Annotated in this window: 18 protein-coding genes; 2 read left to right on the top strand and 16 right to left on the bottom strand. The window is 59.5% G+C overall.

The window, feature by feature from the left end:
- Positions 1-5 precede the first annotated feature (5 nt).
- The 3 genes from HMPREF1531_RS03435 to HMPREF1531_RS03445 are packed head-to-tail and all read right to left on the bottom strand — an operon-like array spanning position 6 to position 4,367.
- Positions 6-1,535 carry an AMP-binding protein gene (locus HMPREF1531_RS03435; protein ID WP_016668511.1) on the bottom strand — a complete coding sequence of 510 codons (1,530 nt, stop codon included), beginning with the start codon at positions 1,533-1,535 and terminating at the stop codon, positions 6-8.
- The gene (locus HMPREF1531_RS03440; protein ID WP_016668512.1) at positions 1,522-2,538 is read right to left on the bottom strand and encodes a hypothetical protein; all 1,017 of its coding nucleotides are present in this window, start codon (positions 2,536-2,538) and stop codon (positions 1,522-1,524) included. Before HMPREF1531_RS03440 ends, HMPREF1531_RS03435 begins: the two co-directional genes overlap by 14 nt.
- On the bottom strand, positions 2,535-4,367 hold the full coding sequence (locus HMPREF1531_RS03445; protein ID WP_016668513.1) for a class I adenylate-forming enzyme family protein: 1,833 nt from the start codon (positions 4,365-4,367) through the stop codon (positions 2,535-2,537). Before HMPREF1531_RS03445 ends, HMPREF1531_RS03440 begins: the two co-directional genes overlap by 4 nt.
- A 62-nt stretch (positions 4,368-4,429) precedes the next feature.
- Between HMPREF1531_RS03445 and HMPREF1531_RS12755 the strand changes: the two genes are divergently transcribed.
- On the top strand, positions 4,430-5,197 hold the full coding sequence (locus tag HMPREF1531_RS12755; RefSeq protein ID WP_016668514.1) for a 4'-phosphopantetheinyl transferase family protein: 768 nt from the start codon (positions 4,430-4,432) through the stop codon (positions 5,195-5,197).
- A gap of 94 nt (positions 5,198-5,291) precedes the next feature.
- On the opposite strand, the gene HMPREF1531_RS03455 is transcribed toward HMPREF1531_RS12755, so the two are convergent.
- The 6 genes from HMPREF1531_RS03455 to HMPREF1531_RS03480 all read right to left on the bottom strand — a co-directional run bounded on the left by HMPREF1531_RS03455 (position 5,292) and on the right by HMPREF1531_RS03480 (position 15,548).
- Entirely contained in the window at positions 5,292-5,549 is a 258-nt protein-coding gene (locus HMPREF1531_RS03455; RefSeq protein WP_016668515.1) for an acyl carrier protein, read from the bottom strand.
- A 16-nt stretch (positions 5,550-5,565) separates the two neighbouring features.
- Entirely contained in the window at positions 5,566-6,264 is a 699-nt protein-coding gene (locus HMPREF1531_RS12760) for a thioesterase II family protein (RefSeq protein WP_016668516.1), read from the bottom strand.
- On the bottom strand, positions 6,261-9,263 hold the full coding sequence (locus tag HMPREF1531_RS12765) for a polyketide synthase (RefSeq protein WP_016668517.1): 3,003 nt from the start codon (positions 9,261-9,263) through the stop codon (positions 6,261-6,263). Before HMPREF1531_RS12765 ends, HMPREF1531_RS12760 begins: the two co-directional genes overlap by 4 nt.
- On the bottom strand, positions 9,260-12,532 hold the full coding sequence (locus tag HMPREF1531_RS03470; protein WP_016668518.1) for an amino acid adenylation domain-containing protein: 3,273 nt from the start codon (positions 12,530-12,532) through the stop codon (positions 9,260-9,262). Before HMPREF1531_RS03470 ends, HMPREF1531_RS12765 begins: the two co-directional genes overlap by 4 nt.
- The gene (locus HMPREF1531_RS03475) at positions 12,529-14,775 is read right to left on the bottom strand and encodes an ABC transporter permease (protein ID WP_198010977.1); all 2,247 of its coding nucleotides are present in this window, start codon (positions 14,773-14,775) and stop codon (positions 12,529-12,531) included. The genes HMPREF1531_RS03470 and HMPREF1531_RS03475 overlap by 4 nt, the downstream gene beginning before the upstream one ends.
- A gap of 86 nt (positions 14,776-14,861) precedes the next feature.
- Positions 14,862-15,548: an ABC transporter ATP-binding protein gene (locus HMPREF1531_RS03480; RefSeq protein ID WP_016668520.1), complete on the bottom strand. Its 687-nt coding sequence runs from the start codon at positions 15,546-15,548 to the stop codon at positions 14,862-14,864.
- A gap of 796 nt (positions 15,549-16,344) precedes the next feature.
- Here HMPREF1531_RS03480 and HMPREF1531_RS03485 point away from each other — a divergent pair.
- Positions 16,345-16,893, top strand: coding sequence for a TetR/AcrR family transcriptional regulator (locus HMPREF1531_RS03485; protein ID WP_232210217.1), 549 nt, complete (start codon positions 16,345-16,347; stop codon positions 16,891-16,893).
- Between the two features lie 31 nt (positions 16,894-16,924).
- On the opposite strand, the gene HMPREF1531_RS03490 is transcribed toward HMPREF1531_RS03485, so the two are convergent.
- The 7 genes from HMPREF1531_RS03490 to eutJ all read right to left on the bottom strand — a co-directional run bounded on the left by HMPREF1531_RS03490 (position 16,925) and on the right by eutJ (position 22,990).
- A complete protein-coding gene (locus HMPREF1531_RS03490; RefSeq protein WP_016668522.1) occupies positions 16,925-17,665 on the bottom strand; it encodes a helical backbone metal receptor in 741 nt (246 codons plus the stop codon).
- A gap of 69 nt (positions 17,666-17,734) precedes the next feature.
- Positions 17,735-18,712 carry a malate dehydrogenase gene (locus HMPREF1531_RS03495; protein WP_016668523.1) on the bottom strand — a complete coding sequence of 326 codons (978 nt, stop codon included), beginning with the start codon at positions 18,710-18,712 and terminating at the stop codon, positions 17,735-17,737.
- Complete coding sequence (locus HMPREF1531_RS03500; protein WP_016668524.1) at positions 18,709-20,130, bottom strand: aldehyde dehydrogenase family protein; 1,422 nt, start codon at positions 20,128-20,130, stop codon at positions 18,709-18,711. The genes HMPREF1531_RS03495 and HMPREF1531_RS03500 overlap by 4 nt, the downstream gene beginning before the upstream one ends.
- Positions 20,127-21,188 (bottom strand): cob(I)yrinic acid a,c-diamide adenosyltransferase, encoded by a 1,062-nt coding sequence (locus HMPREF1531_RS03505; RefSeq protein WP_016668525.1) that lies wholly within the window; start codon positions 21,186-21,188, stop codon positions 20,127-20,129. The genes HMPREF1531_RS03500 and HMPREF1531_RS03505 overlap by 4 nt, the downstream gene beginning before the upstream one ends.
- A complete protein-coding gene (locus HMPREF1531_RS03510; protein ID WP_016668526.1) occupies positions 21,188-21,457 on the bottom strand; it encodes a EutN/CcmL family microcompartment protein in 270 nt (89 codons plus the stop codon). Before HMPREF1531_RS03510 ends, HMPREF1531_RS03505 begins: the two co-directional genes overlap by 1 nt.
- Before the next feature lies 1 nt (position 21,458).
- Positions 21,459-22,184 carry a flavoprotein gene (locus HMPREF1531_RS03515; protein ID WP_016668527.1) on the bottom strand — a complete coding sequence of 242 codons (726 nt, stop codon included), beginning with the start codon at positions 22,182-22,184 and terminating at the stop codon, positions 21,459-21,461.
- The gene (gene eutJ, locus HMPREF1531_RS03520; RefSeq protein ID WP_016668528.1) at positions 22,184-22,990 is read right to left on the bottom strand and encodes an ethanolamine utilization protein EutJ; all 807 of its coding nucleotides are present in this window, start codon (positions 22,988-22,990) and stop codon (positions 22,184-22,186) included. Before eutJ ends, HMPREF1531_RS03515 begins: the two co-directional genes overlap by 1 nt.
- Between the last annotated feature and the right edge of the window lie 4 nt (positions 22,991-22,994).

A 22,994-nucleotide genomic window follows, 5' to 3' on the forward strand; every position in this document is an offset into this window, starting at 1 on the left:
AGCGTTCACCGTTGCCAAGTCAACTTCCGGCGAACGATCTTTCCCAGATCTGAACGGGGGACATCGCTTGGGGCGACACGGACAACCCGTATCTGACGATAGGCAGGCGCTTGGCTGTTCACCGCAACCACCGCACTGACAAGTGACTGCGGCACCCGGCCGACGACCCTAATCCCCGGATACTCACTGACCTCGACATCCGCTATCTCGTCGCACACGCACGTCGCTGCGAGCACGTCGCGCCCACCCAGCCCCAAAGGCTCGGCAGTGACGACGGCCTCGACGACAGACGGAAACTCCGTCAGTTCCCTCTCGATCTGCTCGGGTGACACATTGTTCCCGTCACCGAGGATGATGATGTTCTTGCTGCGGCCGGTGAGGATGATCTCTCCGTCTGGCCGGATCTCAGCCAAATCTCCGGTGGCGAGCCACCCAGAGCTGACCGGAGAACAATCCGGTTTACCGTCCACGAGATATCCGGACATGAGTGTGGGACCGGCTACCTGCAACTGTCCATCCACAACGCGAGTACGGATGACCTCACCCATGGAAAGCCCAACACCCCCGACCGGCTCCTCGGGGCTGGTCTGGCACGACACCACTCCGCTGCACTCGGTCATACCGTATCCATTAAGGACCCGGATCCCATTGGCCGACAAGCTGCTGATGAGCAGACTCGGAAGTGGGGCAGCCCCACACACCAAGTACCCCACATGCCCGCCCAATAACTCCTTGGGCCCCATTCCCGCAGCCTTCATCCGGGCCGACTGTGACAGCTTCCAGATCCCTTCGACGATCATTGGCACCGTCACCAGGATCCGCGGCTGATAGTGCTGCATGACAACTGGCATGTTTTTCATATTGTGTGCGCACCCCAAGGTGCAGCCATGCTCCATAGCGGTCAGCACCGCAGCCACAGTGCCCAAGACATGATGCGCAGGAAGCAGCGGCACAGTGACACTTCCAGGGGCGAGATCCAGCTTGCCCAAAATCTGCTGGTTGGTGATAGCGACACCGGTGAAGACGGCTTCATGGGTGAGCACGGCGACTTTGGGCAGACCACTGGTGCCGGATGTTCTGAAGTAGGATGCGACATCGTCTGGACGCTGTTCCCCAGGCTCGGCGTTGCTGGGCTTCCAAGCTGCCGGAGGCAGCACCTTTACGTTCGCTGCACCGGGAAGGTCGATCCCATCAGCACGTACTGCCACTGCACCGAGCTGAACCGCCGTGTGCGCGAGTACTTCCACGCTCGTGTTCGGAGGCACCGGATGAACTATGGCCCCAGCGCACAGCAATGCAAGCAGATCGACGATGAGGTGCTCGTCGAGGGCTCCTCGGACGAGCACAACACGCCCTCGCAGATCATGTTCCCACCGAGCAGCAGCGGTGAACACAACGCGCGCCAACTGCGAGTAGGTGAGGGAGCAATCGCCATCGAGAGTATTGACAACCGCCGGGATGTCGGGAAACCGCTCAGCGCATCCACGAACCAGTTGCTGGGCGGTCGGGAACTTAAGCAGATCAGATGAAATCATCACGTCGTACCTCCGGGAAGATCGAGGCAGCTTCATCGAAGCTGCGAACACAGCCGATGCACTTCGCCTTGCCGGTCGTTCGCTGCAACCCGGCCACGCAGTGCTGAAAATAGGTGAAATTGTTGTGGAAAAGAATCTGAGCGAGACCTTGGACTAGGACGCTGTACATGGACGGGGGCCACAGGGTGGAACACAATAGGCCCCGAGCCTGACCATGATGACCTGATACCCATCGCCAGATGGGAGTGAATGCGCGCACTGCCATCGCGGTGACTTGAGAATTCGTGGTTCCGGAAAAAGAGCCAACAGGAACTGGATGAGCTGTCGTTACACCGTTTTCTACAAAACTGGGTGCGCTCACCCGAACCGTTCCGATCCCTTGCAGCACACCATTCCGATCAAAAGCGATGGAACCTGGGTCGAGTTCTGCATTCACAGTGACTTCGGTGCATCGATCCATGCATTCGATCACATCGAACAATTCCAGGCCGGTGTCGGTCCGATGACTTATGGTCGACTCCTGGAACAGCCCCGTTTTTTCCTGCCGCTCTTGGAGAAAGGCCTTGAAGCCAGCGAGTCCGTAAACGAGTTCGAAGACATGTCGGCATCCATAGTTGGTCGGCTCAACAAGGGCCGGCTCCCGAGTACGCAGGGGAACACCCACGACATGAGCACGCGTCCTGCGCTCGATGAAGGACCGAGAACAGGTGATTCCTTGACTTCCTTGGAATGACTCGTCGATGTCGAAGGATTTGACCACACCTGCCTCATCCCACCTCATGGACAGCATCAGCGGAAAAGCAACATCGAAGCGTTCGGCATCAGCCATATTGCACATCCAAGCGGTCCCGACTATGCCTTGATCGCTCTCACCGATCCAATAGCCGACCAACCGCCCGCACAGACCTCCATCCAAGTCGCAAGCCGCTACACTGTTTCTGATGATCTCCATGTCCCAGGGCTGCGAGGGGTTCGCCAATCCTGTGGCAACAACCGTACTCATAACGCAGCCCCCTTCGCCCATCCAAAGACGACTTGCTGATCACCCGGAATACCATTGATGGCCCAGTCAACGAGCGCCTTCTTATCAACCTTCCCGGCGAGGATGATGGGCACCTGGGCAACGACGTGGTATTCATCCGGCTGCTTGTAGTCCGCGATCCGAGGCCTCATCGCCCTGGCCAATGTTCCCGAGGTCATCTCCTCCCCTGGTAGCGGGACAACGAAAGCGACGAGTTTCTCGCCCAGGATATCGTGCGGTATACCAACCACAGCGGCGGTCTGCACCCCCGGCAGCTGCAGCAGTTGCTCCTCAATATCGCTGGGATACACATTGAACCCGCCGCGGATGACCATATCCTTGCAGCGTCCCACGATGCTGATGTTCTCCTCATCGTGCCAGCGCGCCAAGTCCCCCGTGTACAACCATCCGTCGTCATCAACTACCTCAGCCGTCTTATCAGGCTTTCCGTAATATCCCTTCATGACAAACCCCCGAACGGCCAGTTCACCGGTGGCGCTCGCACCCCGAGGGATCTCCCTGCGATCAGCGTCAACGATCTTGATCTCGACCCCCGGGACAGGTCGACCGACCGTCCGGAGGCGTACATCCTCGGGATCACCAATCCGGGTCATAGTGGCGATCGAACAGGATTCGACCAGCCCATAAGCATTGAGCAGCTCGCAACCTAGCCTGTTCTCGATCTGCCGTGCCAGTTCGGGGCTGCATACCGATCCGGAGACGACTAGCCGCTCCAATCCCTCGAACCGAGCGAAGTCCATCTCCCGGGAGTGCAGCATGAGGGACCACATGGTCGGCTGCGTGTGGATGCACTGTTCCTGCCCAGTCGAGACCTGCCGGAGAATGTCATTGGGATTGAATGTCGACAGCATATGGAAACCGCATTCACGAGCAAAATTCTCGAACAACCCGATGAACCCCTGAGCCGAGTAGAGGGGCGCGATAGACAATGCCTCCAGACCCGAAGCCGCAAAAGTGTAGCAGGTACTCAATGAGATAGTCACGATGTCTCTGTTGCGAGTGACGACACCTTTCGGGGAGCCGGTCGTTCCCGAGGTGTAGGAGATCATCGCAGCATCCTCACCAGCGATGGGCTCCAGTCGTGGCTCCCCTGCATTCTTCGTTGCATCGGTGTATCGAACGAACGGCGCCGGTACCTCATCTGCGATGACAATGCACGCGGTCAGTGGTAAACCCTCGGCGACCAAGTTTTGGACCATCTCGAGGTATGATCTACCCGCCCCTCTTTCCTGAAAAATCATCCCCATGGCTCCACAGTCCTCAAGAACGTTACGTATCTCGCGTTCCTGCCAACGGCTGTTCAGAGGAACAGGCAGAGCTCCCAAGACGAACAGGGCAAAATAGGAGTAGATGTATTCCAACCGGTTCTCCATCAACAAGGCGACCCGGTCACCGGCGTGCACATCCAAACGCTGGAGTCCCTCGGCCAGGGTCATGACGGCGGCGTGCAGGTCATCATAGGTGACAACCTCATCATCGAACCTGAGAGCGATCTCATTTAAGTGACGGTGGCAGATATCAAGGAACATGTCGCGTACGGTCATGTCGGATAGCCCCAACGCGGCGTTGATCGCATGGACCCACCCGACGATCGTGTCATCGCCGGTCGGGGCGGGAAGGGCCTCGACGGGCACATCCCATCGTCGGGCCACCGCGTCACCGAGGATGATACGCCTTTCCTCGTCGAGGATGCCCATACTGGTCATGGGAAGGGTGAGGGGAATATCGGTTAAATCTGGAAAGAGCTCTTTCGCTAATGCAGACAACTCTTCTTCCCGAACAATGGTCATGGTCTTCTCCAGAGGTCTGAGGGTTTTGCGGGGATGGGGGGAATGGGTGAACATTGGGAATTATGGAGACGAAGCTCCCCGAGCACGGGGCGGAGGTGGTGCTGTGCGCGGTCGGTGCTGCGACATCATGGGCCGAGTCGCTGCTGACGCGAGAGGAGCTTGAACGCGCATCCGCGTTCCGCCACGAGGTAGACCGTCGACGTTTCGTGATCGGCCACGGAGCAGTGCGTGTACTCGCAGCTTGCCACTTGGGTATGGAGAGCTCCGAGGTGCCCTTCTTGCAGGACCGGCGGGGTCGTCCCGAACTGCCGGGAACTGGGCTGGAGTGCTCGATCTCCCACAGCGGCGACCTCGTCGCCGTCGCAGTGGCAGATGATCGCATCGGAGTCGACGTGCAACACCATCCCGAGGAAATCCCGCTCGGATGGCAGTTGGTGGCGATTGATGCGGAACTCGAACCCACCGGGCCCAACCCGCGCACGCATTTTCTCCATAGATGGACCCAAATGGAAGCGATTATGAAGGTCACCGGGCTGGGCCTGGCACTTCCCAAGACTTCGCGCACGCTCATCCGCGACACGGGACTTCAATCCTGCTATGACACGCCCTTCGGGATGGCGAATTGCATCACGCTTGAGCTCGACGATGATCATGCCTTGTCCGTGTGCACCATCGAGAACCTCACCTGGTTCCTCTCGGCTGCCGTGGCTGACCTTGTATCCGGGGAGTTGCCCGTTCTCCGGTCGTGGAGGGGTGACAGGACCGTTCCCAACTCGTCGCCGGATGACAGACAAGTCCAACCGCCTTCGGTTCAGCCGAAGACACACTGACCCTGGCGAAGACCACTCTTGAACTCGGCCCACGACAGGAACAACGACGCTGATCAGGCCTGCGGCAACACCTCGTGACAGAGATGCGAGAGCCTCACGATGCCTGGGCTGACTCATCATCTGCTGTGAGCCTCTCGATGAGAGCTTGAAAGTCACCTATCGTTCGGCACTCGACGAGATCAGATGCGGGAAGCACCACCCTGTATCGGTCCTGGATCCTATCGCCGAGGGTCACAAGTCCCAACGAATCTATGCCGAATGTCGAGGTTAAGTCCATGTCCGGGGTCAACTCATCGGCGGGCAGACCGTAACTCTCGGACAGGAAATTAACAATTTCATCAAAGGTAATCACTGATTACTCCTCATTTTCAACAAACCATCGATTCACGTTCATTCAGTCGGCTGGCCAAATATCGAGGAACTTCTTCGTTCTCATAGAAGAAGAAATGATCTCCCACGAAGGTGTACTCTTCACACCGGTCGGCGGTGAGAGAGCTCCAATCAGCATCACCCGATGCAGTTAACGGATCGACTGATCCATACAAGGCGATGATCGGGCATTCCAGTACGATCTCTTCACAACAAACGTACCTGTCGAGGACACTGAAGTCAGACCTCAATGGCTCAAAGAAAACGCTACGCAACTCAGGCCTGCAGAGTATCTCCACAGGAATGCTGGTGTAGCCCCTGACCGACTCAAGGAAAGCCTGGTCACTGACCGACTCCGTCATATCTAATTTGGGAACTGTCCTCGGTCTCGTATTACCCGAGACCACCAACACGGCTGGTCGGGGTAAACCCATCCGATAGAGTGCTGCAGCCACCTCGTAGGCCTGCCACGCACCCATGCTGTGACCCAGCAGACCAAATGGCTCATCCAACGCTGCATCCATCTGTTTGATGGCGTCTTGCACATAATCCTCCATCGATTCCAGCAGAGGTTCGGCCAGTCTGGTTCCGTGGCCGGAACGCTCTACTGGAACCAACGCACAACCGTCGACACGCTTGATGACCGAACCGAACGATGCGGCGGTACCACCGGCATGAGCAAAACAGAAGAGTTTCATCGCTGAACTCCCGTCGTCAGTTGGGAAAGCCATTCATCAACCCGGTTCGCGACCGCAGCCAAGTTGGTTCCCGTCATCATCGACATGTGGTTACCATTGACGGTAGTTAGGTGGCATACCCCATCGATGTAGTCTGACCAGAGTCGGCGAGGGTGTTCCACGATGCCCATCTCGGCGAGGACATCTCGAGGCATCTTCTCCCGGGCGCATACGACAGTCACATCCCCCGGAAAGCGTTTCGGCGGATTGTAGGCCAGGATTCTGTGGTTCATGAGCCATTTATCGACGATGTCCTGGCTCTCGGTCTGAGTTAATCCCCGGGAGGTTAACAGTTTCTGGATAGCTTGCTCATCATGAGCGACACTGTCATCAAATTTTTCTGGCTCAAATCCCATGACTTCCAGGAGAAAACTCCGCATCCCCTGAGGGATGCTGCTTCCTGGATCAGCATCCGCATAGCTCAACGGAGGTAGGGGATCTATAAGAACTGGAGGAACGACCACCCTCCCTTGCTCAGCAAGAATCGTCGCAACTTCAACGGTAATGTTCCCGCCTGCGGAGTACCCCCCGAGTCTTACCTCACCACACGGCCAGAAGTGGTCGATTTGTCGAGCGTACAGATCGGCCAGAGAGCGTAGATTCTGGTAATCGCGGTAGTCATCTGGCAAGGAGATGCCCACGAGACGCATAGGGGTCATCATCATCCGGCTCATCGCCCGGTACTGGAACACCGTGCCGCCGGCAGGATGAATGAGGAAGGTCGGTGTCGCTTCGTCTCCCGCATCGTTGCGAAGCACGGCGAAATTCTCAGGAAGAACTGGGTGAGATCGCCCGGATGCAGCTTCGGCCTCGATGATCTCCGCAACATTACGTAAATTCGATGCCCCAAGAAAGCTTGCCAAGCTTAAACTAGGGTATTCCTCCCGCAACAGGTCAAGAACCTCGATTGCTTGAAGCGAGTCACCGCCAAGAGCAAAGAAATCGCTGTCTGGTGCAGCCGCCACTTTGAGTACCTCGCTCACCGCTGACACCACCCGATCAAGCACAGTGGGCACCCATCCGACACGCACACTTGAGTGAGCATCCGAACTGCTCATCGGTGCCCATTCAGAACGGGTAGTATCCTCGGGTCCGACCCAATGCTTGATGCGTGCTAATGGATAGTGGGGTATCGGTACACGAACCGCCCCAGTACCTGCGAACAATGGCATGAGATTTTTATCCCCGCGTGTACCCAGGAGAAACCCCAGCAGAACGCCGAGCGCATCCACAGCATCGCACCCGACCGGTCTATTCCACAGCTGAGTCTCAGCGGGTGGCAAAAACTTGATGACTTGGGATGCTTCCTCCTCCAAACCCAACTGAGCCACTATGGGATCTTGAGGGCAGACCATTGCCACCAAAAGGAGGACAGCTGCCTCGGTTTCAGCATGCCCCGGAAGCAAGTGCCGCTCGATGACTGCCCGGCGGCACGCGTCCAAAACGGGGAGCAAACCGGGTGTGGTGACACTTGTATAGGAGAGCAACCTGTCCAATGCGACGTCACCGGGGATGTCTCCGCCGAGGGACGCGAATCCATCACAACTCATCCGTCTGTCGTTGCGCAGGGCCGAATAGGCTACGTCCCAAGAGTCAGCTCCGGACTCGACCGTGCACCGCAGGTCATCGAGTCTCCGCTCCACATCCTGAGGACGCACGGCAGAGACATGAACCAACGTCGGCAGCTGTACAACAGACATCCTGTCGGCATGCGTTCGACCTGTATGAGCACTGACGATGGCATGAGTATTCGTCCCTCCGATCCCAAAGGAACTGATGCCGATATGGCGCAGTTGATGATTCTTCTCGATCTGCGTCGGGAATCTGAAGGTTCCCTTACTATTATCAATCTCCGGATTCAACCCAGTGAAATTGATGAGGGGTGGCATGATGCCGGTGCGGAGCATGCTGATTACCTTCACCAAGGAGGCCAGCCCGGCAGCACAGTCGAGATGCCCAATGTTGGCCTTGATACTCCCTACAGGAAGTCCCACGGTCTGTGAATCAAAGACGCGTGCAAGGGCACGGATCTCGATCGGATCACCCAACGCCGTACCGGTTCCGTGAGCTTCAAGATAGTCAATGTCACAAGGTTCAAGACCGGCGAGGGACAACGCCTCCCGAATCACCTCCTCCTCACCGTTAATACTGGGAGCCGTGTATCCGACCTTATCGTCACCGTCGTTGTTAACAGCAACGGCATCGATGACAGCCAAGACCGGATCATGGTCGGCGATGGCGTCCTCAAGTCGGCGCAACACCACTGCACTACATCCATTGCCTTTGATCGTCCCTGCGCCGCTGACATCGAAAGGCCGACAGTAACCGTCAGCGGAGAAAATCGACTCCCGCATGTGTCGTCTGGTCCCTCGTTGCGGGATGGTCAATGAGCAAGCTGCCACAACGGCGCCATCGCACTCATAGTCCAGAAGACTCCGGCAAGCAATTTCCAAGGATACTAAGGACGAGGAACAGGCTGTCTGGATAGTCATCGCCGGGCCTTGGAGATTGAGCCGATAGGCAAGTCGAGTGGCCGCACTATCCGGGATGTTGCCAATCATGGTGAGCATGTTCGCCCCCTGAATGAGATCCGGGCGCGCAGTCATCACATTGTTGAGCAGATAGGTACTGAAAGAGGTCGACGCGAACACTCCCCAACGACGCGGGATTCCATCTCCATATCCCGCATCCTCTAGAGCGCGGAAAGCGCATGTCAGCATGAGTCTCTGCTGCGGATCGGTGAGGTCTGCCTCGGCCGACGACATTCCGAAGAATTCATGATCGAAATCTGCTACATCAGCTACTTGAGGGACCCGCGGAATGTGACCCTGCGGAATCGGCTGGTCCGCATCCATATTCAGTTCACGACCCTTGACAAGAGCTTCCCAGAGTTCATCAGGAGATGACACGCTGCTGTACCGCCCGGCTGTAGACACTACAGCGATGTCGAATCCGCTCATTGCTTTGTCCTTCTTTCTCGTATAGCAAGTGCGTCGCGACGCCGCTGCGCGCGCCGCTGAAGGTCACGATCACGGCGCCTCTGCCGGTCGAGCTCTTTAGTACGTTGCGCCTCTTCCGCTTCCTCATCGTCCTGCACCCGGTTGTGTCTGATACGTGCAGCGATGGATTCCACCGTTGGATGCTGAAAAAGATCGACGATGGCCAGATTTGCGTCTGGGAAATCGCGGTGTAATTGGTCGAAGAGATCCGTGAGGCTCAGTGAAGTGACCCCGATGTCGAATAAATTCTCCGAGCAGGTGAAATCCCGCGAACCGATGACTTGCGACACTGCATCGTGGACACGTGCCTGCATCGGATCGGAGATCACAGGGCCTTCGGCGAGATGTGCTCCGGTGATCTCCTCGGCCAACACTGCTAATGTCGCGACATCGACCTTCCCGTTGATGTTCATGGGCAGGGCCGGAACCGTGACGATCCGCTCAGGGACCATGTACCAAGGGACCACGCGACGCATTGCGGACCGCCAGCTCTGCACTGGGGAGTCCTCATCCGCGACAACCGCGGCGATCAGCCTCGTCCGCTTTTTGGGATCAACGAAGGCAACCGCGCTGGAGGCCCCGCTGACACGCCGAAGCGCACTGCTTACCTCACCGAGTTCAATGCGGTAGCCACCCACCTTGACCTGATCATCTGTCCTCCCCAGGAAGGCAAACCTGCCATCGGAATTCACCCGGACAAGATCACCAGTTCTGTACCACCTACCGGGCAACCCCACTAGATTGGTCACGAAAGCACGACGAGTATTCTTCTCCCGGTTGAGGTAGCCGTTAGCGAGGCAAGGGCCACTCACCACCAACTCGCCAACGACACCCTGTGGAACGCGCCGTCCGGCTGAATCGATAACGGCCGCCCCTGCCTGGGCGAGCGGACGTCCCAGGGGAACCAACCCGTCACGATCGAGCAGATCGGCAGCAGCCACTTCTCCGGCGACGCAGATGACCGTTGCCTCCGTCGGCCCGTAGACATTCATAATGCGGTGTCTTGGATTGCTCACGCAGGCAGCCCAGTTGGACGCGACTGCCGAAGGGACCGCCTCAGCACCCAACAAGGTTGTGCGCAGATCCGGGACGCCGCTCTGAGGCAAGAACGCCTTCACCTGGTCAGCGAAGCTTGGGGTGATCATCAGACAAGTTGCGCGCGACCTGACGAGCACATCCGCGAACTGCTGGGCATCACGAATCTGCTCTTGCTCCGGAAGATGAACAGCTGCGCCCAACGCCAGGGGTGTGAGGATCTCGACCACGGAGACGTCGAATGCAAGGTGATGAGTGCGTAGGTATATGTCACCGGGTTCACAGGAGACGAACCCTCTCCAGCCTCGAATAAACGTCGACAATGCCCGGTGGGGCACCTCCACCCCCTTGGGCTGACCTGTCGAACCCGATGTGAAGATCACATAAGCCGGATCATCGTCGTGAGCTTGCACACGCAAGGATGAAACGGGCTGAGTGGGCTCCAACTCTTCGAACGCGACAGCCTCCATCCCTTGAGCCGCCAGCAACTGCGACGTACACGCATCACCGATGATCGGAACCTTCCCGAGGTCCTTGAGAATGGACGGCACCCGAGTCATCAGATCTGGGTCCACGGGGACATAGGCCTTGCCGCTCTTCAGCACCGCGATGACTGCACTTACTTCGTCAACACCCCACGAATGGCAGATGACCACGTATCTGGCCAAAGGCCATCGCTGTTGGATGGCTGCTGCGAGTCGATCCGTCCGGTCGTCGAGCTGGCCATAAGTCACCTCTCGCTCACCAGTGATCAGCGCGATTCGCTCAGGTTCCTGTTGGGCCTGGCGCCGAAGACTCGTCACCATGTCCGGAGCCTGACCGATCACGGGTTCGATCAGAGCACTCCGATCCGCGTCATACTCATCGGTCCCGACCAAGCTCATCGTTCCGAGAGGAGCTAAGGGTGCGGCCAGCAGCTGCTGGATGATCGACCGCAGGGTGCTCGCGATGTCGATCCCATCCGCCCACCGGCCCACCTCCACGATGAAACGATGCCCGAGCCCGTCAATGCTGCGAAACGTCGACGCGACGATGCACAGGGGAAAGGAGACGAAATCGCTCGGGAAGAACACCGGCGTCACCGTCGCATCCCCCAGCGTGCCCGACGGCTCTTCACCCTGAAACGTGAAACACGAGGCCAACGTGCCCATTCCGGGTCGGACTCCAGTCAAAGAATAGTCGACATCGCGGCGTCGCAGACACTCGATGATGGATGTATAGGCGCTGCGAGCCAGTTCCACCACGTCCATCTGATCATGGACCTTGATAAGAACCGGAAGAGTATTGACATGACAGCCGCAGTCCTCGGAAGCGGTGCGAGTGTTCACCGGGCATCCAATGACCACCGACTCCGTGTCGAGCAACCGCGCTTGGAACAGAGCCGATATCGCCATGAACAAGGCGCTTGGAGGAAGATGATGATCCTGACACACCCGGCCTACCCCAGCGCCGAGCTCACCGTCCACGATAATCTCCACCCGGCGCCCAGGCAGACGACCAAGGTCATCCCGAAGGCTCGGCATTCTCTCATGCCCGAAGGAGACCAATCCTTCGAAGGCCTTTCCGAAGAAGTCGGCGGCGGCAACGGCACGCTCCCTGTCAGCATGGCTGGGCTCAAGCCCCGTAGCCTGCTGGCGCCCCTTGGCGTAGGGGTCACGACCCGCATAGACCTCCGAAAGCCTCCGTACAACCACTACTCCCGTCTGCGCATCCCATACGAGGTGGGAAGCCCAGAGCAAGATATGAGTGACCATTCCGTGGCTGGTGAGTAGTTCCACTTGCACCAAGGGTGAACGGTCAACCTCCATGGCCGACTTCTGCCGGGCCCGAGCCCTGAGCTTCGCCTGCCGATCCGGATCATCACCGATCTCTACCATTCGGCAGGTCTGCTGGGGATGGGATCCGAGGAGCCGACGCCAACCCGACGTGGTCCGTACCATCCTCATCGCGATGCCCGGTTCATTCTGCAGGACACTATCCACCGCTCGCTCCAAGCGAGCGGTGTCCACTTCACCGGACACCCTGATCAACCGGACGATGGTCAGCGCCGGATCCTGAGGGTACAAGTCAATCTGCCTCAAAAGAATCTGCTGAGGCCAGGTCGGCTCTTCGGCCCCATCCCCATCGGCTATGACAGCGACGTCATGGGTTCTTTCGTCGTGAGAGATTCCGGTGGATGATACGGGGATATTCATTCCGCCTCCTTTAGTGCGTCGACCATATTGATCCCGGCTATCCTGCTGCCCAAAGCGATAGTCGTGACCAGTGCGGAGGACACGGCAATCACCACTGCAAGCGTCACTGACAAAGATGTGATGTAGGGGAGGTATTGAAGGCGAGGGCTCGCAAACTGAGCCAAGTAGAGATCCAGGAACCAGGCCCCACCGGGAATCCCGAGCACCACACCAATCAAAGCTGAAGCCACGACCTCTACAGAGGACAACCGCCGCAGTTCACCAGGAGACATCCCCAACACACTCAATGTAGCATACTGGCGTTGACGTTCATCGAAAGTGAGACTCCCCAGCGAATAAAGCACGATGATGCACAGCAGGATTGCCATCACTCTCATCAAATTGAAGATGTCACCGAGGCTTTCTTTGATATTGAGGGAATTGGACTGCTGATCAGCCCTGGACACAACATCCAGCACTCGCGGGTCATCAAGTACCTGAGTGACATCGGCATCCGATCCCACGAGCATCGACGTCGGGGAGAAGACCATCCCCAGTGATTCCCAGCCCTGTCGGCTCATGAAGAATCCTTGGGGCATTTCCGCTGAGACGATGCCACTGACGGTCAGATCGAGATCACCGAGACCACGTGGAAGCCTCAGCCTCACCGGGGAACCAGCGTCGAGACGAAGCCGCTCCGCAGTGTCGCTGGTCACCCACAGTCCATCCCCCACCACGGCTTGGTCATCTTGGGTTCGCAGATGGAATCGATCGTTCTCGTCCAGCACGGTGATGACTCGGTCATACCCATCAGAAGGGTCAGTCATGACAGGCATCTGCATGATAGCTTGTGGGTTGGATCCCAATCCCTCAATGGGAGTGGTCACCTGGGGAAGGCCACCCATATCTACTCGGAAGTCATAGTCCATGGAGTCGGCGCTGAATGACGATTCGGCTCTGTTTTGCATGGTGTCGGGTAGCCCAAACCCGGTGAACAGCAGCATGAGACAACCAGCGACTCCGATTATTCCCATCAGAAATCGTGCGATGTTGGATGCGGTGTCACGGATCGCCCACCGAATGCCATAGCGATGGCCATTACCCAGACGACGCAACCTGGTGGCTGCACGAGAGGCCCGGACCAGCCCCGGACGCATCAACAACGCGGGAGACCGGGTAAGTGCTGACCCTGATGCAAGATAGCCCCCGGCCACGCATGCCACCACCACGAGGACGGCAACGAGTAGTGGTGCCCAGGTGTACGCAACACGCCAATGCGGTAGATCGAACTGGGTCGACTGTGAGCGCAGCACGACGCGCGACAAGAGCGGCGCCACGGCGAGCCCCACGACGGAACCCGCCACACCGGCCAGCATGCCAAACATTGAAAAGTGTAGGCGCAATTCACCACGCCCGTAGCCCATGGATTGGAGGGTCGCAATTGTCTTGAGCTCGCTGTCTACCAAGCGCCTCGTCGAGGAGTACATAGCCAGTACCCCGACCAGGAGGAAAAGCGCAGAAAAGAGCATCGACACATTGCGAATCACGGTGACTCTGTCATAGGCAGCAGAGATGTGACTGTCGGTCTGGCGTGTGGTAATACGCAATCCCTGCTCGTCGAAGCAGTCCCACAGTTCGTCCACTGTCCCCGAGGAATCATCACCACTTACCAAAATGCTGTTACTTGCTGCATCTTCCCACGAAGGGCCCCACAACTTCTGAGCAGTGGCAGGCGTGATGAAGCCGTAGCTGAACATGCCTGGTTCCGGAACCAAGAAGAGTGACTCCTTGACGTCATAGAGCTGATCGGGGGACTGCACGATTCCTCGGATAGGTACCGTCACCTCTCTCCGTCCTCCGGGGGCAGCTACCGTCAACGTCAGTTGATTGCCTTGGACTAGTTCGTTCGCGTCGCGATACCGCGGACTCACCCAGATCCCCTCACCGGCATCCGTGACTGGTTCCCCGTCAACGACCGAGGGAACGCTGACCCGCCACGAGTCGGCATTCGCAGTCGAAGTGAGGGACAGCCAGGAGGTGTCCCCATTGTCCGATGCCACCTCGGCAGATCGGATAACACGTTTCTCCACAGCATCGACCCCGGGGATTTTTTTGGCCTCGTTAAGTTGCGCTTCCTCGACGTGAATAGCTTGGATCCACACTTTCGCCATGGATGATGACTCGGCATAGTCCTGAAGACTCACCTGCATTCCCCGCCAGCCACCTTCGAGTCCAGTATATGCGAGAACACTGAGAGTAGCCATGCAGAAAACCGCAATGAACTGTGCCCATGAGTGGAGCAGACCACGCCGTAACATGGCTACCTTAAATTTCATTCCACTAGATTTACTCATGGGAGACTCACCACGTTATTCCTGACAACCTCAGCGATTCGACCATCGCGAAGGCGAATCAGTTGGTCCGCCAAGCCGACATATCCCTCGTTGTGTGTGACGATGACCACCGCAGTGTTGGAGGTATGGGCAGATTCACACAGGGTTGCCATCACCTCGTCACCAGTGACAGAGTCGAGCGCCCCAGTCGGCTCGTCACACAACAGCAGAGCCGGCCTCTTGGCGAGGGCTCTTCCGATCGCAACCCGTTGCATCTGGCCACCCGATAGCTCGTGCGGGAAAGACGACTCACGCCCTTCCAGACCAAGTTGAGCAAGGATCTGAGATGGGTCGATGGGCGACTCGACACCACGACTGGCAATTCCGATATTCTCAGCAGCGGTAAGCGTGGGAATGAGATTGTAGAACTGAAAAACGAATCCAACACTCTCACGTCTGTATCTCGTCAATCCCGAGTTCGTCATCTCCTCAATCCGAACCCCATTACACTCAATAGTCCCAGAAGTGGGTTGGTCCATACCACCCAGTATGTTCAGTAAAGTAGATTTTCCTGATCCGGAGGGACCCACAATGATCGACACTTCACCATTATGAATGTCGAGTGACACGCCGTCCAGCGCACGGACATCAATATTCCCAGTCCGGTAGACACGTTGAACATCTCGAGCAGAAATCAATGACATGGGGTTTTCCTTGGGTCGACAGAGTGCAGCAAACCGTCACACAATGGGAACACATTCCACACAGCAGGCCTTCCTACAAAATGAATGGAATCCCCTTGGCTAAGGTTTGACATCAATAACGGCATGTGCGTCAATAACGCATGACTGTGCAGCCCAAACTATTCGAGGGCACGCAATAACCTACAGTCTTCCTCAAAGTGATCACCGACGAGCACCAAGGTAGACGTCAAGGTCAGAAGGACATCACAGCAGGTGATGCAAGAAGTCAGGCTCTGTGCAATTTGGTGGGCCTGCACCCACGATTCCCGATATCTCATGCGCTCTCATGGCATGTCCTCACTGTTCTGGATGCGATTCAGCAGCGAAACGCCATCATCTTCCCGTTGCCGGGGAGAACTGACGCGCTTGGCACAGGTTGTATACACAACCGTGCCGCAACACTCTCCGAGCTGGGATGCTTCAGAAGCCTGGCCAACCTGCTCCGACCGTCGTAGTCGCGCCCCATACACAGCTCAAGGTGGGATGCAAGGATGACGCGAAACCCCGAACATGGATCACCCGGATACTCAGCACCCAAGCGACTTCGCCCCAGCTGGCAAGGAGTGGCAGCACGATCGACTGGTGCCCGCACAAGTCGCTTGCCCCGTGCGTCATGCGTTGTCATGACACCACCCTCTTCGCTGGTGCTTTCACTACTAACGGTAGTGTAACACGAAGAGCTCATACCAGAGCCTAAAAGGAGAACATGATGACGCCACCAGGACGACCCCGGGATCCGCAGATCCAGGAACGGGTCATGACCACGACCCTTCAACTGCTTGCCGACAAGGGGTACGCCAATGTGCGTATTGACGAGATCGTGAAACTGTCAGGCGTAGCCAAGACGACCATCTACCGCAGGTGGCCCTCCCTGCCACACTTGGTGGTCGAGACGATCGCCAGCACCATCGGCGAGCGCACGATGATCCAATCCGATGATCCGGTGAGCGATCTCCGTCTTGCCTGCGCAATGCTTGTCGGTTCAGTGAATGCTGGCCGCGACTCCTGGCTGGCGGTGGCGATGGACCTGCATCGTCAGCAGGATGAGACCCTACGCGCCTACTACCGGAACCGAATCGTCGAGCCGGCCCGGCAGCTCCTTGTGACGGCATTGCAGCGAGTCTCCGCCGCAGGGGAGCTGCACTGTGCTGTCCCCTGCCCAGATCTGGCCGACCTGCTCATCGGCGGTGCCATCTACAGGCTGGCGATGCTGCACGAACCCATCACCCAAGAACAGCTCGACACCATCATCGACGGGCTGCTCACACCCGAACCGGGGGCTTCGGGCCTTACCTCGCAGAACTGAGCTGAACCAATGGGCGTTCCGGTCACGTTGCCTAAAAGCAATCCGTCAGCGCCTTCCGGGCATCCACCATGGCGGGGCCATACCAAAACAGTGCGCGCCCTGGCAGGCACACGGTTCTGGTCGCACTGGATAACTCCGGGCAGTTATCGCGGGTGAACGGGTAAGGTTCGTCAGGCAGCAAAACGAGGTCCGGGTGGTGCCGGAGGACCTCGCCGGGGTCGAGATGCGGGTAGCGGGAAGCGGTTACTACATTGTGCGCCCCGCTCCGGCGCAGCACGTCGTCTGGGTAGGTGTGGGCCCCCACCCAGATCCACGGGTCCTTCCACACCGGGACCGCCACCCGTAGTGGTGGGAACTGCGCCGGTGCTTTCCACACGGTTTGGGCCCGATCCAGCCACCCCGGAACGCCGACCGAGCAGACTTCGGAAAACAACCTGCCCATGCTGTCCAGCGCGCCGGGCACGCTATCAATCCGGGTGACCCAGACCGGTATTCCTGCTGCGCGCAGCCTGTCCACGTCGGCACGCCGGTTCTCCTCCTGGTTCGCTACGACGAGATCCGGGCGCAACTCCCGGATACCGTCCAGGTCAGGATTCTTCGTCCCGCGCAGCCGTTTCACCGTCAGGCCTGCGGGATGGGTGCACCAATCAGTGGCACCGATCAGAATCCCAGGAACCGTGAGAGCTAGGGCCTCGGTGAGGGAAGGGACCAGCGACACCACCCGCCGAGGAGGTGTCACTGACCCGAGATCGAAACCGAGATCGTCGTACACACGACCATTCTCCTTCCCGGCCCCACCGAACTGGACGACGCCCCGTCTGGCATGCAGCGAGGCAGCAGCTCAGGAGACGAAACCGAGTTTCTTCACCGCAGCGGCCTCGCTGGCCAACTCGGCGACCGAGATATCGATGTGGTGGCGTGCGAATGCGGAGACCGGAAGGTCCGGCACGATCCGCCACTGCCCGTCGCCGGTGGTGACCGGGAAGGAGGAAACCAATCCCTCGGGCACCCCGTAGGAACCGTCGGAGACCACGCCCATCGAGGTCCAATCACCCTCGGGGGTTCCGGCGAACCAGTCGTGCACGTGCCGGATCGTCGCATCGGCCGCCGACGCCGCGGAAGACGAACCCCGGGCGGCGATCACCGCGGCCCCGCGCTTGGCGACGGTCGGGATGAAATCAAAATTGATCCACGCGTCGTCGCCCAGCCACGTGGCGGCAGGTTTCCCGTTAATCCTGGCGTTGAACACGTCCGGGTACTGGGTGGAGGAATGGTTCCCCCAGATCGTCATATTCGACACCTCACCGACCCCGCGTCGCGCCTTATCGGCAAGCTGTCGCAGGGCGCGATCGTGGTCCAGCCTGGTCAGCGCGGTGAACCTCTGCGCGGGAATCCCATCGGCATTGCGGTGGGCAATCCAGGCATTGGTGTTGGCTGGGTTACCGGTCACCACCACGCGGATATCGGAAGCCGCCCGGGCCGCCAGCGCCCGCCCCTGTTCCCGGAAGATCGCACCATTCGCACCCAGCAGGTCGGAGCGTTCCATCCCCTTCTTGCGCGGGGAAGCACCAACGAGCATAGCGACGTTGGCCCCGTCGAAGACCTGCTCGGCAGAGTCGCCGATCTCCACTCCTGCAAGAGTCGGGAAAGCGCAATCCTCAAGTTCCATGGCCACGCCCTCAAGCGCTTTCACCGCACCCGGGATTTCTAGCAGGCGCAACTGCACCGGCTCATCACCGAAGAGTTCCCCGGATGCGATGCGGAAGACCAGCGCGTAACCGATCTTGCCGCCCGCCCCGGTGATCGCGATCTTCCTCATCGGATATTCAATTCCCCGACGAGCACGCAGCGACGACGGCGCGCGAAGGACCGGGCCGAGGTCAGGCCCTCACCGGTTGGCCCGGCGATGGTGAAGGTGGGATACCCCTCACCGGTGATGCCCAGCCCGGCGAAGGAAGGACCGTTCTTCACGAAGATCGTGGTCTGGATCAGCTTGCCCATCCGGGTGAGCTTGGTGACATCCTTCGAATGCATGATCGCGGTGTGCCGGTTACCGTGCTCGGCCTGGACGGCCAGGTCGATGGCGGTGTCCACATCCGGAACCCGCACGACGCCCAGAATCGGCATCATCAGTTCGGTCTGCACGAAGCAGTGCTCGAAGGGCACCTCGGCGATGATCAGCCGGGTACCGGCCGGGGCCTGGATACCGATCTGCTCAAGCAGCACAGTGGCCGGTTTGCCCACCCATGCGGTCTGAGCCGCATGCTTGTCGTGATTGACCACGATGTCGGCGAGTTGCTTGGCCTGCTCCAAGGTGATCTCGTAGGCGCCGTTCTCCACCATCTTGAACTTCAGCAGGTCGACGATGTCGTCGACCGCCAGGCATTCCTTCTCCGCGGTGCAGGGCAGGTTGTTGTCAAAGGAAGCCCCGTCGACGATCGACTTCGCGGCCAGATCAATGTCGGCGGTGGTGTCGACGACAACCGGCGGGTTGCCCGCACCGGCGCCGATGGCCTTCTTGCCCGAGGAGAGCACGGTCTTCACGATGCCAGGCCCGCCGGTAGCCACCAGCATGCGCACCTTCGGGTGAGCCATCATCTTGTTGGTGTTCTCGATGCTGGGCTCGGCCACGGTGACGATCAGGTTCGCCGGGGCGCCAACCTCGGCCAAAGCCCGGTTCAGGGTGCGCACCTGCCACAGCGACAGATTCTTGGCGCGCGGGTGCGGGGAGAACACGACAGCATTTCCGGCAGCCAGCATGCCGATCGAGTTGCAGGTGATGGTCTCGGTCGGATTGGTGGTCGGGGTGATGGCTCCGATCACGCCGAACGGCGAGTACTCCACCACGGTCAGCCCGTCGTCGCCCGACCATGCGTCGGTGACCAAGTCCTCAACCCCCGGGGTCTCCAAGGCAGCGATCTTGTTCTTCAGGTATTTGTGGGCGGCATTGCCCATGCCCGATTCCTTGACCGCCTGCTCAGCCATGTAGGTGAGATGTTCCTCGTTCGACATCGCGTCGCGGATCGCCTGCACGTAACGACGCCGGTCGGCCAGCGAGCAGTCCATGTACTCGCGCCATGCCTTATCGGCGGCCTCGACAGCGGAGTCCATGTCGTCGAAGATGCCGTCGGCCCCACCAGCGACCTCCTTTGCTGCCGGTGCAGAGGTCTCCCCGGCGGAGTAGCTGGCCAGAACGTCACGAATGACCTTCTCCAGCATTGCGGTGTCGATGCTCATCGGTTATCTCCAATCACTGTCGAGAGTGCGTGTTCAAGAATTGCGAGATCTTCCTCGTCGGATCCACCAGAAACCCCAATGCCTCCGATGATCCGGCCGCGGACGGTCAGCGGTACCCCTCCGGGGAACATGATGACCCGGCCTGAATTGGTCGATTCGAGGCCCTTGAGATCGTCGGCATGTTTCTTCAGATCGGCGGTGGGCCGCTTGAAGGCGAAAGCCGACCAGGCCTTGTTCATCGCGACGTCAATCGAGGCCAGCAGCGAATCGGGCTGGCGATTGAGCAGCAGCAGCGCACCGCTGCCATCCACCGCCGCGAAAACCACTGCCACCCCCATCTCGTCAGCCTTGGCCAAGGCCGCGTCGCACAGCCGCTGGGCCAAGGCCAGGTCGAGGCTGTCGATCCGGGTGGGAACCGGCCCGGAAGGTGCCTTGCCAAGGCGACTCCCATCGGTCGCCTTGCCGAGGGAACTGTCATCGGGTGTCTTGCCGAGGATCTTCTCGACGGCGGCCACCACGAGTTCCCGGATGTGCTGCTCGTCGTGCCAGTGCTCGGCCAGCCTGGCCAGCGAATAGACGGCATCCGAACAGCGGTTTAAGTATTTGATGAGCTCGGGGCGCAGTTCCTCCACCTCGGCCAAGCGCAACATCTCCCGCTCGGCGCGGCGCACCACGGTGCGGGCCTGGTGGAAGGCCGCCGAGCGGTGGTCACGACCCGGCACGACGAAGGCCCGCTGCGGGCCGGTGATCGCCAGGCAGTCGTCGATCAGGTGCTCCAGGTCGGCGATGTCGGTTCCCGAGATCTTGTCGCCGATGGTGGCCCGGCCTTTTTCATCGGAAGCTACCTCGGCGGCCAGCACGAATAGCCGCAGCTGCATGTGCTGGATGCGATCCCACCACTCGCCGCGCTCCATCCAGGCCTTCGCGGCACCGATGGCGGCATTCGCCTCGTCGATAGTGCCGTATGCCTCGACGCGTAGGGACTGCTTGGGCACTCGCGACCCGCCGAACAGCCCGGTGTCGCCCTTGTCACCGGTGCGCGTGTAGATGGCAGGCATCACATCTCCATTTCCACGGTATCCACGATTCCCACGATGGCCGCGTCCAGCGGCGCCTGTTCCCGGCCAGCGGCGTGCCGGGCACCACCCGAGCGCACCACGATGACCACCTCACCAGCACCGGCGCCGACGGTGTCGACGGCGATCTCCAGTTCCCCGATGTAGTTCTCGTTCTCGTCGATCTTGCGGATCAGCAACAGCTTGAAGCCGACGAGACGCTCGTCCTTGCTTGTCGATACCACATTGCCGACAACCTTGGCCAACTGCATGTCAGCTCCTCCTCAAGATCGTGATGCCTTGGGCCGCGGCTTCCTCTTTGGCCAGGGCGGTGATGACGGTGTGCGCTCCGATCTGCAGCTGGGTACCCGGTGCCAGCCCACGCAGGTCGGTGGCCGACAGCACCTTGGCGTCGAAGCCGACCATCTCCGAAGGTGCCGTCCAGGCATCCATGACGACGGAATCCAGCGTGCTGGCGGAGGTCAACCGGACCCCGAAGGAGGCCAGCTTTGTGAGATTCTCGCGCATCATCGCCGCATATCCCTCGGGCAAGGTGGGGAACCAGCGGCGCTTGCCGGGGCTGTCCGGGCAAGCCGCGTCGCGGGCGGCGATGACGGGTTTGCCCGCCATGATGAAATCGGCGGTCACATTGGAGGCCATGCAATCCCCGATACCGTTGACCACCTTGCCCACCAGGTTCGCGGTGAGCGACGCGATGATGAGCATGTCATGGCCACAGACCAGGCCCTGCTCGACGGGAGTCATGCCGATGCGGGCGATGGCCTGCTGGTCGAGGATGCGCTGGGCCGACGGGGTCTGGATGATGTCCAAATCGGCACTGGCCGATAGCGCGGTCAGCGAGGTGAGGGCGTCCTCGAAGCCGACCAGGGCACCGGTGAACAGCACCAGCGCGCTGGGACGCTCCTCGGCGACGGCCTGCTCGGCAAGCACCTGCTTGACGATGGCGGTGACCAGTTCTTTAAGCTCCCCGGGAGTCATCATGGCCTCCTCATGGCTACCCCGAGCGGGGTCGGGAATAGTGGTTCGGCGGGACATTCCACCGGGTGACCAAGCACCTGGGAGAAGACGCCGGTCGCATTGGGCAGCGAGGCCGCGCCACCAACCAAGGTGATCGTTCCCGGGTCGCGTCCCTCAAGAGCCCTGGCAGCAATGGTCGCCATCTTCTCCAGGGTGGGACGCACCAGTGGCCCGGCAATATTGGCGTTCTTGGCCGTCTTCTTGAATTTCTCGGCCTCCTCGTAGTCGACGCCCATCGCGCCGGCGATGACCAGGGTCATGTGGTGGCCGCCGGTGGGTTCGTCGATCGACAAGGTGACCTTCCCATCGTTGAGCAGTGAGACACCGGTAGTGCCGTGGCCGACGTCGATAATGGTGCCGTCGGTGATACCTAGGGCGGTCGCGGCGGCGACGGGCTCGTCGACCACCTCGTCGACCTCTAGGTCGGCGGCCTGCACCACATTGGCGAAGACCTTGACGGTAGCCTCATCAATGCCGGGCGGGATGGTGAAGGCGGCCCGGTCGAATGCATGACCGGTGGAGGTGGTCAGTTCCTCCTTGAGTTCCTGCACCGCGCGCACCGCGCCCAGCCAGTCGACGACGATCCCGTCGCGCACCACGGTGGAGTGCCGCCAGGCACCAGCGACGGGATTGTTGGAGCCGTCCACCACCGACAGCACGATATTGGCGGTACCCAGGTCGATGCCGAGACGGTATTCACCGCTGCCCTCGACGACCTCACCGGTGCGCACCATCTTCGCGAATTTCTTCAGTGCTTGACGACCCATGGTT

It is taken from the genome of Propionibacterium sp. oral taxon 192 str. F0372 (genome assembly GCF_000413315.1).
Classification (GTDB): Bacteria; Actinomycetota; Actinomycetes; order Propionibacteriales; family Propionibacteriaceae; genus Brooklawnia.

Bases quoted from the DNA above. Each gene is read 5' to 3' on its own strand.
- HMPREF1531_RS03475 (WP_198010977.1), bottom strand. From the start codon at position 14,775: ATGGCTACTCTCAGTGTTCTCGCATATACTGGACTCGAAGGTGGCTGG.
- HMPREF1531_RS03485 (WP_232210217.1), top strand. From the start codon at position 16,345: ATGACCACGACCCTTCAACTGCTTGCCGACAAGGGGTACGCCAATGTG.
- HMPREF1531_RS12760 (WP_016668516.1), bottom strand. From the start codon at position 6,264: ATGAAACTCTTCTGTTTTGCTCATGCCGGTGGTACCGCCGCATCGTTC.
- HMPREF1531_RS03435 (WP_016668511.1), bottom strand. From the start codon at position 1,535: ATGATTTCATCTGATCTGCTTAAGTTCCCGACCGCCCAGCAACTGGTT.
- HMPREF1531_RS03445 (WP_016668513.1), bottom strand. From the start codon at position 4,367: ATGACCATTGTTCGGGAAGAAGAGTTGTCTGCATTAGCGAAAGAGCTC.
- eutJ (WP_016668528.1), bottom strand. From the start codon at position 22,990: ATGGGTCGTCAAGCACTGAAGAAATTCGCGAAGATGGTGCGCACCGGT.
- HMPREF1531_RS03495 (WP_016668523.1), bottom strand. From the start codon at position 18,712: ATGAGGAAGATCGCGATCACCGGGGCGGGCGGCAAGATCGGTTACGCG.
- HMPREF1531_RS03480 (WP_016668520.1), bottom strand. From the start codon at position 15,548: ATGTCATTGATTTCTGCTCGAGATGTTCAACGTGTCTACCGGACTGGG.
- HMPREF1531_RS03440 (WP_016668512.1), bottom strand. From the start codon at position 2,538: ATGAGTACGGTTGTTGCCACAGGATTGGCGAACCCCTCGCAGCCCTGG.
- HMPREF1531_RS12755 (WP_016668514.1), top strand. From the start codon at position 4,430: ATGGAGACGAAGCTCCCCGAGCACGGGGCGGAGGTGGTGCTGTGCGCG.
- HMPREF1531_RS03505 (WP_016668525.1), bottom strand. From the start codon at position 21,188: ATGCCTGCCATCTACACGCGCACCGGTGACAAGGGCGACACCGGGCTG.
- HMPREF1531_RS12765 (WP_016668517.1), bottom strand. From the start codon at position 9,263: ATGAGCGGATTCGACATCGCTGTAGTGTCTACAGCCGGGCGGTACAGC.
- HMPREF1531_RS03510 (WP_016668526.1), bottom strand. From the start codon at position 21,457: ATGCAGTTGGCCAAGGTTGTCGGCAATGTGGTATCGACAAGCAAGGAC.
- HMPREF1531_RS03515 (WP_016668527.1), bottom strand. From the start codon at position 22,184: ATGACTCCCGGGGAGCTTAAAGAACTGGTCACCGCCATCGTCAAGCAG.
- HMPREF1531_RS03500 (WP_016668524.1), bottom strand. From the start codon at position 20,130: ATGAGCATCGACACCGCAATGCTGGAGAAGGTCATTCGTGACGTTCTG.
- HMPREF1531_RS03470 (WP_016668518.1), bottom strand. From the start codon at position 12,532: ATGAATATCCCCGTATCATCCACCGGAATCTCTCACGACGAAAGAACC.